9 protein-coding genes are annotated in these 9,218 nt (G+C 73.0%); 4 read left to right on the top strand and 5 right to left on the bottom strand.

Annotated features, from left to right (window positions below; genetic code table 11):
• Positions 1–86: 86 nt before the first annotated feature.
• The 3 genes from ACFVHI_RS06310 to ACFVHI_RS06300 form a co-directional block, all read right to left on the bottom strand.
• A complete protein-coding gene (locus tag ACFVHI_RS06310) occupies positions 87–614 on the bottom strand; it encodes a histidine phosphatase family protein (RefSeq protein ID WP_063349631.1) in 528 nt (175 codons plus the stop codon).
• Between the two features lie 161 nt (positions 615–775).
• A complete protein-coding gene (locus ACFVHI_RS06305; protein WP_279634939.1) occupies positions 776–898 on the bottom strand; it encodes an SGM_5486 family transporter-associated protein in 123 nt (40 codons plus the stop codon).
• Between the two features lie 67 nt (positions 899–965).
• Positions 966–2,252: an MFS transporter gene (locus ACFVHI_RS06300; RefSeq protein ID WP_079135934.1), complete on the bottom strand. Its 1,287-nt coding sequence runs from the start codon at positions 2,250–2,252 to the stop codon at positions 966–968.
• 135 nt (positions 2,253–2,387) lie between these two features.
• On the opposite strand from ACFVHI_RS06300, the gene ACFVHI_RS06295 reads away from it, so the two are divergent.
• Positions 2,388–3,062 carry a FadR/GntR family transcriptional regulator gene (locus ACFVHI_RS06295; protein ID WP_063349629.1) on the top strand — a complete coding sequence of 225 codons (675 nt, stop codon included), beginning with the start codon at positions 2,388–2,390 and terminating at the stop codon, positions 3,060–3,062.
• A gap of 77 nt (positions 3,063–3,139) precedes the next feature.
• Here ACFVHI_RS06295 and fabI read toward each other — a convergent pair whose 3' ends face one another.
• Together fabI and fabG are read right to left on the bottom strand one after the other, a co-directional pair.
• Complete coding sequence (gene fabI, locus ACFVHI_RS06290) at positions 3,140–3,907, bottom strand: enoyl-ACP reductase FabI (RefSeq protein ID WP_063349628.1); 768 nt, start codon at positions 3,905–3,907, stop codon at positions 3,140–3,142.
• Positions 3,908–3,909: 2 nt separating this feature from the next.
• The gene (fabG, locus tag ACFVHI_RS06285) at positions 3,910–4,629 is read right to left on the bottom strand and encodes a 3-oxoacyl-[acyl-carrier-protein] reductase (RefSeq protein ID WP_063349627.1); all 720 of its coding nucleotides are present in this window, start codon (positions 4,627–4,629) and stop codon (positions 3,910–3,912) included.
• 315 nt (positions 4,630–4,944) lie between these two features.
• Between fabG and ACFVHI_RS06280 the strand changes: the two genes are divergently transcribed.
• From ACFVHI_RS06280 to ACFVHI_RS06270, 3 genes are all read left to right on the top strand, one after another.
• Positions 4,945–6,090, top strand: a complete 1,146-nt coding sequence (locus ACFVHI_RS06280; protein WP_063349626.1) for an MBL fold metallo-hydrolase — start codon at positions 4,945–4,947, stop codon at positions 6,088–6,090.
• A gap of 127 nt (positions 6,091–6,217) precedes the next feature.
• The gene (locus tag ACFVHI_RS06275) at positions 6,218–7,819 is read left to right on the top strand and encodes a TldD/PmbA family protein (protein ID WP_244293478.1); all 1,602 of its coding nucleotides are present in this window, start codon (positions 6,218–6,220) and stop codon (positions 7,817–7,819) included.
• The gene (locus ACFVHI_RS06270; protein ID WP_380336277.1) at positions 7,819–9,216 is read left to right on the top strand and encodes a metallopeptidase TldD-related protein; all 1,398 of its coding nucleotides are present in this window, start codon (positions 7,819–7,821) and stop codon (positions 9,214–9,216) included. Before ACFVHI_RS06275 ends, ACFVHI_RS06270 begins: the two co-directional genes overlap by 1 nt.
• The last annotated feature ends 2 nt before the right edge of the window (positions 9,217–9,218 follow it).

Genomic DNA, 9,218 nt, shown 5'->3' with positions numbered 1-9,218 from the left:
GACCTGGTCCGCGCGCCCCTCGTCGTCATCGAAGCCCGAAGCCCGGAGCAACGGAGCCCGTACGGAACCCGGAGCTCCGTACCGGGTCAGTCCTGCGGCGTGTAGTACGAGACCAGCGCGGCCGCGCCCGGCTCGACGCCCTTCCACGAGCCGCTGAAGCTGAGCACCGCGATCGCCGCCGTCGGGAAGCCGCCGAGCCGCAGCCGCTCCAGCGCGTCCCGGTCGCCCGCGTCCCCGGCCAGCACCTGGGTCAGGCCCAGCACGCCGGGGTTGTGCCCGACCAGCACCACGTCCGCGTACTCCTCCGGGGTCTCCTGGAGGACGGCGATGATCTCGCCGGGGCTGGCCTCGTAGATCCGGTCCTCGTACACGGTCTTGCGGGCCCGCTTCGGCAGCTCGTGCGCCGCCAGCTTCCACGTCTCGCGGGTGCGCAGCGCGGTGGAGCAGAGCACGTACTCGGGGTTGATGCCGGAGTCGACCAGCCAGCGGCCGGCGTCCGGGGCCTGGTGACGGCCCCGGTCGGCCAGCGGCCGCTCGTGGTCGTCCACGCCGTTGGGCCAGTCGGCCTTGGCATGGCGGAGAACGATGATCCTGCGGGACGTGTCGGCGCTCATACCCAGCAAGCTTGGCAGAAAAGCCGCTCCGGGGCGCGATGCTCCCGGATGCCGCCACTCGCAGGGGTGGCGGGTGTCATCATCCGCCGTTCGTCCGGCCCTTCCGATAAACGGGGGGTGGCCGATGAGCGGCGGTTGTGCGCGGGGGGGGATGGACCGGATCAGCCTATGGCGGCGGCGACGGAGGCGATGATCGCCACCAGCACCACGATGCCGGCGATCGCCAGGGCGATCTGGCCGAGCTGCTTGCGGCCGTCGGTCGGGTTGGGATCGAGAACGGGCATGTCCGGGATTCTTCCACCCCGAACACGCCCGTCGGTCACCGACCCCTCGGGGTTGGCCGGCCCTTGGTCAGGCCTTGACCTGCGCCACGGGGTGGACCGCCTCGTCCTCGATGTGCCGGGCCATCGCGGCCCGCAGGCCGAACAGCATCTGCGGCACCAGCAGCAGTGCCAGGAAGCCCAGCGGGCCGTACCACTCACCGGTCATCTGGTAGATCCGGCCGATCAGGATCGGGCCGGGGATGGAGATCAGGTAGCCGACGCCCTGGGCGAAGGCGGAGAGCTGGGCGACCCCGCCGGCGGTGCGGGCGCGCAGCCCGATCATCGTCAGCACCAGCGGGAAGGCGCAGTTGGACAGGCCCACCAGGACCGCCCAGAGCCACGACGCGCCGGCCGGGGCCAGCGCCAGCCCGGCGTACCCGGCGATGCCGCAGGCGGCCAGCACGACGACGAACAGCCGCTGGTCGCCGCGGCGGGCGGCCAGGTTGGGCAGCACGAAGGAGACCGGCACGCCGATCACCATGGTCACCGCGAGCAGCACCCCGGAGGTGCCCTTGTCGACTCCGGCGTCCTGGAAGATCTTCGGCATCCAGCCCATCACCACGTAGGCGCCGGTGGCCTGGAGGCCGAAGAAGCAGGCCATCGCCCAGGCCGTCCGGCTGCGGGTGATCGGCAGCCTGGCGGCGGCCGCCCCGCCCGCGCGCTCGCCGCGCTCGCGCTTGGTCAGCAGCACCGGGAGCCAGAGCAGCAGGGCCAGCGCGGCGAGACCGGCCCAGACGCCCAGGCCGTAGCGCCAGTCGCCGCCGAGCGCGCTGGTCATCGGCACGGTGACGGCGGCGGCCAGCGCGGTGCCGGCCGACAGCGCCATCGAGTACAGGCCGATCATCGGACCGACCTTGTCCGGGAAGTAGCGCTTGATCACCACCGGGATCAGCACGTTGGAGACCGCCACGCCGGCCAGCGCGAGCGCGGTCAGCAGCAGGAACACCGCGGTGCCGCCGGCGAAGGAGCGGGACAGCACGCCCAGGGTGATCGCGCCCATGCCGGCGGTGATCACGGCGATCGGGCCGATCCGCCGGGCCATCGAGGGCGCGGCGAAGCCGAACAGGCCGAAGCAGAGCGACGGGACGGCGGTGAGCAGCCCGGCGAGCGTCGGGTTCATCCCGAGGTCGGCGCGGACCTGGTCGAGCAGCGGTCCGAGGCTGGTGACCACGGGGCGCAGGTTGAAGGCGGCGGCGGCGATCGCGATGGCGAACAGCCAGACCAGGTGCTTGCCGGAGGAGGGCGTGGAGGGCCGCTCGGTCTGCGGCCGGGCCTCGGTTCGTGGGGAGGCGGTGGTGTCTGCTGCGGGAGGCATGGGCACCATCATAGAATGATGGGATGAATTGGCGCACCTTCGAATTGGCATGATGTGCCGACCCGCACCCCCACCGGACGCCGGCCCTCCCACCCGCCGGCCCCGTCCATCGAACCGTAGCCGCAAGGAGTACCCGTGGCGCTGTCCTCGCCGAGGCGCACCCCGCTGTCCGACCAGGTGATCGCGCAGCTGCGCGCCCAGATCACCTCCGGAGAGTGGCCCGTCGGCTCACGCATCCCCACCGAGGCCGCACTCGTCGAACAGCTCGGCGTCGCCCGCAACACCGTCCGCGAGGCCGTCCGCGCCCTCGCCCACAACGGGCTGCTCGACATCCGCCAGGGCTCCGGCACCTACGTGCTCGCCACCAGCGAGCTGGCCGGGGTCATGCACCGCCGCTTCGCCGACGCCGACCAGGCGCAGGTCGCCGAGCTGCGGGCCGCCCTGGAGACCTCCGCGGCCGGCCTCGCCGCGGCCCGCCGCACCGACCGCGACCTCGGCCTGCTGGACGCCGCACTGGGCCGCCGCGAGAGCGCCTGGCACTCCGGCGACGCCGAGGACTTCATCCAGGCCGACGCCGCGTTCCACCAGGCCGTCGTCGCCGCCGCCCACAACGACGTGCTGGCCGCCGTCTACGCCGACCTCGGCGAGGTCACCCGCGCCCACCTGCGGCACGACGTCGGCCCCGAGCTGATCGCCGAGCGCTACATCGGCCACGCCACCATCCTCGACGCCATCCGGGCCGGCGACGCCCAGCGCGCCTCCGTCGAGGCCGGCCGCGCCATCGGCGCGTGCACCCCCGCCGACGTCTGAGGCGTCCTGGCACGTCCTGGAACGCCGCTGCCCGGCACCCCCACGAGGGTGCCGGGCAGCGGTGTGCGGCGAAGCGGTCAGGCGCCGATGGCGTGCAGACCGCCGTCGACGTGGATGATCTCGCCGGTGGTCTTCGGGAACCAGTCCGAGAGCAGCGCGACGATGCCGCGGCCGGCCGGCTCCGGGTCGGTCAGGTCCCACTTCAGCGGGGAGCGGTGGTTCCAGGTGTCCGCGAGGTCGCCGAAGCCCGGGATGGACTTGGCGGCCATCGAGCCGAGCGGGCCGGCCGAGATCAGGTTGCAGCGGATGTCCCGCTCGCCCAGGTAGCGCGCCAGGTAGCGGTTGGTCGACTCCAGGGCGGCCTTGGCCGGGCCCATCCAGTCGTACTGCGGCCAGGCGAACTGCGCGTCGAAGGTGAGGCCGACGACCGAGCCGCCGTCCTGCATCAGCGGCAGCAGCGCCATGGTCAGCGACTTCAGCGAGAAGGCCGAGACGTTCATCGCGGTGGCCACGGACTCCCACGGGGTGTCCAGGAAGTTGCCGCCCAGGGCGTCCTGCGGGGCGAAGCCGATCGAGTGGACGATGCCGTCCAGGGTCGGCAGGTGCTCGCGGACCGTGTCGGCGATGCCCGCCAGCTCCTCCTCGCTGGAGACGTCCAGCGGCAGCACGGTGACCGGCTTCGGCAGCTTCTTGGCGATCCGCTCGGTCAGGCTCGGACGCGGGAACGCGGTGAGGATGATCTCCGCACCCTGCTCCTGGGCGAGCTTGGCGGCGTGGAAGGCGATGGAGGACTCCATCAGCACACCCGTGATCAGGATGCGCTTGCCCTCAAGGATTCCAGTCATGCTCAGTGACCCATGCCCAATCCGCCGTCCACGGGAATGACGGCTCCGGTGATGTACGCGGCCTCGTCCGAACCGAGGAACCGCACGGTGGACGCGACCTCGGCGGGCGACGCGTAGCGGCCCAGCGGCACGCCCGAGACGATGTCCGCGCGGCGCTCGTCGCTGAGCACAGCGGTCATGTCGGTGTCGACGAAGCCGGGGGCGACCACGTTGACGGTGATGTTGCGCGGGCCCAGCTCGCGCGCCAGCGACCGGGCGAAGCCGACCAGGCCCGCCTTGGACGCGGCGTAGTTCGACTGGCCCGGCGAGCCGGACAGGCCCACCACGGACGAGATCAGCACGACGCGGCCCTTGCGGGCGCGCATCATCAGCTTCGAGGCGCGCTTGACCACCCGGAAGGCCCCGGTCAGGTTGGTGTCCAGGACGGAGGTGAAGTCCTCCTCGGACATGCGCAGCAGCAGGGTGTCGTTGGTGATGCCCGCGTTGGCGACCAGCACCTGGACCGCGCCGTGCTTCTCCTCGATCTCGGTGAAGGCGGCGTCGACCTGCGCGGCGTCCGTGATGTCGCAGCGCACCGCGAGGACGTCGTACTTCTGCAGGGCCTCCGGCACCTCGCCCGAGCGGCTGGTGATGGCGACCTTGTCACCCGCCTCGGCGAAGGCCTGGGCGATCGCGAGGCCGATGCCCCGGTTTCCTCCGGTGACGAGAACCGAGCGGCTCAACGATCCACCTCTCTCCGTGTGTGCGGACGTACGTCGGAACGCGTACGCAGTGTGACGCTATCGGGCGGTCGGCGGTGTCGGCGCATCGGGCTCCCACAGCGCCGCACCGGAGGAACTGTCGCAATCCGACAATCCGTACCCGCAGCGCCCCGCACCTGCTCAGCCGCCCTGACCGAACCACGGCCGGAGCCCAGCCGGCGCCGCCGTACGGGAACAACACGGCCCCGCGCACCCGTTGCCCCCGTGGTGTGGGCCGACCCGGGACCGGCCGTACCGATCCCCCGAAGGGTCCCGCGAGGAACGAAGGCAGGGCGCATGACCAAGGCACGGCCCAGGAGCACCCACCGGAACGGACGGCTGCTGGCCCTGACCGCCCTCGCGGCCGGCCTGGGAGCGGCCGCCTGGTCGCTGCGCGACCTGCCGGCGGCGTTCGGCCGGCGGCCGGACGGCGAGCACGAGGAGCGGGTGCGCGACTCGCCGCAGTACCGCGACGGCGTCTTCCACAACGCCCCCTCCACCCTGGCCCGGGCCACCACCGCCCCGGACATCGACCGCGGCACCATCCGCCGGATGCTGTTCGAGCGCGAGGGCCGCGTCCCCGCCCACCCCGTGCCGACCGTCCGCCCCGCCGGCGGCCCCGGCCCGGCAGCCGAGGGCGTGGCGATCACCTGGTACGGGCACGCCTCCGCGCTGGTGGAGATCGAGGGCTCCCGGGTGCTGCTCGACCCGATCTGGAGCGAGCGCTGCTCCCCCGCCGCGCACGTCGGCCCCAAGCGGCTGCACCCCGTGCCGGTGGAACTGGAGGAGCTGCCGCAGGTCGACGCCGTACTGATCTCGCACGACCACTACGACCACCTGGACATGGCGACGGTCAAGCGCCTGGTGCGCAGCCAGTCCGCGCCGTTCGCGGTGCCGCTGGGCATCGGCGGCCACCTGCGCCGCTGGGGCGTCCCGGAGCACCGCATCATCGAGCTGGACTGGGACGAGACCTGCACCCTCGGCGACCTGGTGCTCACCCTCACCTCGGCGCACCACTTCTCCGGCCGCGGCCTGACCCGCAACACCACCCTGTGGGGCTCCTGGGTGATCGCCGGCCCCGACCGCAAGGTCTTCTACACCGGCGACTCCGGCTACTTCGAGGGCTACGCCCGGATCGGCGACCGGCACGGCCCCTTCGACGCCGCGCTGGTGCAGATCGGCGCCTACGACGCCGCCTGGGCCGACATCCACATGACCCCCGAGGACGCCGTGCGCGCCCACCGCGACCTCCAGGCGGGCCTGCTGGTGCCGGTGCACTGGTGCACCTTCAACCTGGGCCTGCACCCGTGGGCCGAGCCGATCGAGCGGCTGCTGGCCGAGGCCAAGGCGCAGGCCGTCCCGCTGGCCGTGCCACGCCCCGGCGAGCGGGTCGACGTGGACAACCCGCCGGAGCTGGACGGCTGGTGGGAGATCGTCGGCTGACCGACCGGCCACCACGGCGGCGCACCGGCCGAAATGCGCTGGCCGAAACCCCCTGGACCGGCCATGATGCGGTGCGGGCGCCCCTGTGTGGCGCCGCACCGCCACCCTCCGCGACCAGGGAGCACGATTGCCTCCGATCCCTCCGGCCGACAGCGTCGGCGCCCCGCACGGGCGCGCCGTCGACCCGCTGTTCCTCGCCTTCCCGCTGCGCACCCTCGCCGACGCCGCCCTCACCCGGGCCCGCGAACTCGGCGCCGCCCACGCCGACTTCCGCCTGGAGCGGGTCCGCAGCGCCTCCTGGCGGCTGCGCGACGCCCGCCCGGCCGGCACCTCCGACAGCGTGCAACTCGGCTTCGCCGTCCGGGTGCTGCTGGACGGCGCCTGGGGCTTCGCCGCCGGGGTGGACCTCACCGCCGACGCGGCGGCGCGGGTCGCCGAGCAGGCCGTCGCGGTGGCCCGCCTGTCCGGCGGGATCAGCCGGGCCGCCGGCTCCGCCGAACGGGTCGAGCTGGCCGACGAGCCGGTGTACCGGGACGCCACCTGGGTCTCCTCCTACGAGGTGAACCCCTTCGAGGTGCCGGACGCGGAGAAGACCGCACTGCTCGCCGAGTGGAGTTCGCGGCTGCTGGCCGCCGAGGGCGTCTCGCACGTCCAGGCGAGCCTGCTGACCGTCCAGGAGAACAAGTTCTACGCGGACACCGCGGGCACCGTCACCACCCAGCAGCGGATCCGGCTGCACCCCACGCTGGAGGCCACCTCGGTGGACGAGCGCACCGGGGCCTTCGACTCGATGCGCACGCTGGCCCCGCCGGTCGGGCGCGGCTTCGAGTACCTCACGGGGGTCCGGGGGCCGTCCCCCGACGGCCGGGGCCTGACCGCAACGGGCTGGGACTGGGACGCCGAACTCGCCGAACTGCCCACCCTGCTCGCCGAGAAGATGAAGGCGCCGAGCGTCCGGGCCGGCCGCTACGACCTGGTCATCGACCCGTCCAACCTCTGGCTGACCATCCACGAGTCGATCGGCCACGCCACCGAGCTGGACCGCGCCCTCGGCTACGAGGCCGCCTACGCCGGCACCTCCTTCGCCACCTTCGACCGGCTCGGCTCGCTCAGGTACGGCTCCGAGCTGATGCACGTCACCGGCGACCGCACCGCCGAGCACGGCCTGTCCACGATCGGCTACGACGACGAGGGCGTCGCCACCCAGTCCTGGGACCTGGTCAAGGACGGCACCCTGGTCGGGTACCAACTCGACCGCGGCATGGCCAAGCTGAAGGGCTTCGAGCGCTCCAACGGCTGCGCCTTCGCGGACTCCCCGGCCCACGTGCCGGTGCAGCGGATGGCCAACGTCTCGCTCCAGCCCGCCGCCGACGGCCCGGACACCGAGGGCCTGTTCGCCGGGGTGGAGAACGGCCTGTACATCGTCGGCGACCGCTCCTGGTCGATCGACATGCAGCGCTACAACTTCCAGTTCACCGGCCAGCGCGCCTACGCCATCAAGAACGGCGAACTCGCCGGCCAGGTCAAGGACTTCGCCTACCAGGCGACCACCACCGACTTCTGGGGCTCGATGACGGCGGTCGGCGGCCCGCAGACCTACGTCCTCGGCGGCGCCTTCAACTGCGGCAAGGCGCAGCCCGGCCAGATCGCGGCGGTCAGCCACGGCTGCCCGTCGGCGCTGTTCCGCAACGTCAACGTGCTCAACACCCAGCAGGAGGCGGGTCACTGATGACCGCGATGCAGCCCCACGAACTGGTCGAGCTGGCACTCGGCCTCGCCCGCGCCGACGGCTGCGTGGTGATCGCCGACGAGGAGTCCACCGCCAACCTGCGCTGGGCCGGCAACTCGCTGACCACCAACGGCGTCACCCGCGGCCGCCGCCTCACCGTGATCGCCACCGTGGCCGGGGCCGAGGGCACCGCCTCCGGCGTGGTCTCCCGCGAGGCCGTCACCCCGGACGAGCTGGAGGGCCTGGTCCGCGCCGCCGAGGAGGCCGCCCGCGCGGCCGGCCCGGCCGAGGACGCCCAGCCGCTGGTGGCCGACCGGCCGTCCTCCCCGGACTTCACCCGGCCGCCCGCCGAGACCTCGATCGCGGTGTTCGACGCCTTCGGCCCGGCCCTCGGCGAGGCCTTCGCCCGGGCCGCCGCGCAGGGCGAACTGCTGTACGGCTTCGCCCGGCACGAGGTGGTCAGCAGCTACCTGGGCACCTCCACCGGCCTGCGGCTGCGCCACGACCAGCCGACCGGCATGGTCGAGATCAACGCCAAGACCGCCGACCTGTCCGGCTCCGCGTGGGCCGGCGCCGCCACCCGGGACTTCTCCGACGTGGACGTCACCGCCCTGCACACCGAGCTGACCAAGCGCCTCGGCTGGGGCGCCCGCAAGGTGGACCTGCCGGCCGGCCGGTACGAGACGCTGCTGCCGCCCTCGGCCGTCGCCGACCTGATGCTCTGCCTCGCCTGGTCCGCCGTCGGCCGCGACGCCCACGAGGGCCGCACCGTCTTCTCCAAGCCCGGCGGCGGCACCCGGATCGGCGACAAGCTCGCCGGGCTGCCGCTCACGCTGCGCACGGACCCGGCCGAACCCGGCCTGGAGTCGGAGCCGTTCGTCCTCGCGCACTCGACCGGCGGGGACATCTCGGTCTTCGACAACGGCCTGCCGATCGACGCCACCGAGTGGATCCGCGAGGGCATGCTGACCGACCTGGTCACCAGCCGCCACTCCGCCGGCCTCACCGGCCTGCCGCTGCGCCCGTTCGGCGACAACCTGGTGCTGGAGACGGCCGACCAGGACAGCGCGCCGACCCTGGACGAGATGATCGCCCGCACCGAGCGCGGCCTGCTGCTCACCTGCCTCTGGTACATCCGCGAGGTGGACCCGGCGACGCTGCTGCTCACCGGTCTGACCCGGGACGGCGTCTACCTGGTCGAGAACGGCGAAGTCGTCGGCGCGGTCAACAACTTCCGGTTCAACGAGTCCCCGGTGGACCTGCTGGACCGGATCACCGAGGCGGGCCGCACCGAGCGCTGCCTGCCCCGCGAGTGGAGCGACTACTTCACCCGCACCGCGATGCCACCCGTGCGTGTCGCGGACTTCAACATGAGTTCGGTCAGCCAGGCCTCATAGCC

Origin of the sequence: Kitasatospora sp. NPDC127121 (assembly GCF_042677305.1) — a bacterium.
Classification (GTDB): domain Bacteria; phylum Actinomycetota; class Actinomycetes; order Streptomycetales; family Streptomycetaceae; genus Kitasatospora.
The sequence above is the reverse complement of the archived record's forward strand: the minus strand, read 5'-3'. Positions and strand labels throughout refer to the sequence as shown.

What these genes read in the sequence shown, in the direction of transcription:
- ACFVHI_RS06310 (WP_063349631.1), bottom strand. Translation starts at nt 614, where the DNA reads ATGAGCGCCGACACGTCCCGCAGGATCATCGTTCTCCGCCATGCCAAG.
- ACFVHI_RS06305 (WP_279634939.1), bottom strand. Translation starts at nt 898, where the DNA reads ATGCCCGTTCTCGATCCCAACCCGACCGACGGCCGCAAGCAGCTCGGC.
- ACFVHI_RS06300 (WP_079135934.1), bottom strand. Translation starts at nt 2,252, where the DNA reads ATGCCTCCCGCAGCAGACACCACCGCCTCCCCACGAACCGAGGCCCGG.
- fabI (WP_063349628.1), bottom strand. Translation starts at nt 3,907, where the DNA reads ATGACTGGAATCCTTGAGGGCAAGCGCATCCTGATCACGGGTGTGCTG.
- ACFVHI_RS06280 (WP_063349626.1), top strand. Translation starts at nt 4,945, where the DNA reads ATGACCAAGGCACGGCCCAGGAGCACCCACCGGAACGGACGGCTGCTG.
- ACFVHI_RS06270 (WP_380336277.1), top strand. Translation starts at nt 7,819, where the DNA reads ATGACCGCGATGCAGCCCCACGAACTGGTCGAGCTGGCACTCGGCCTC.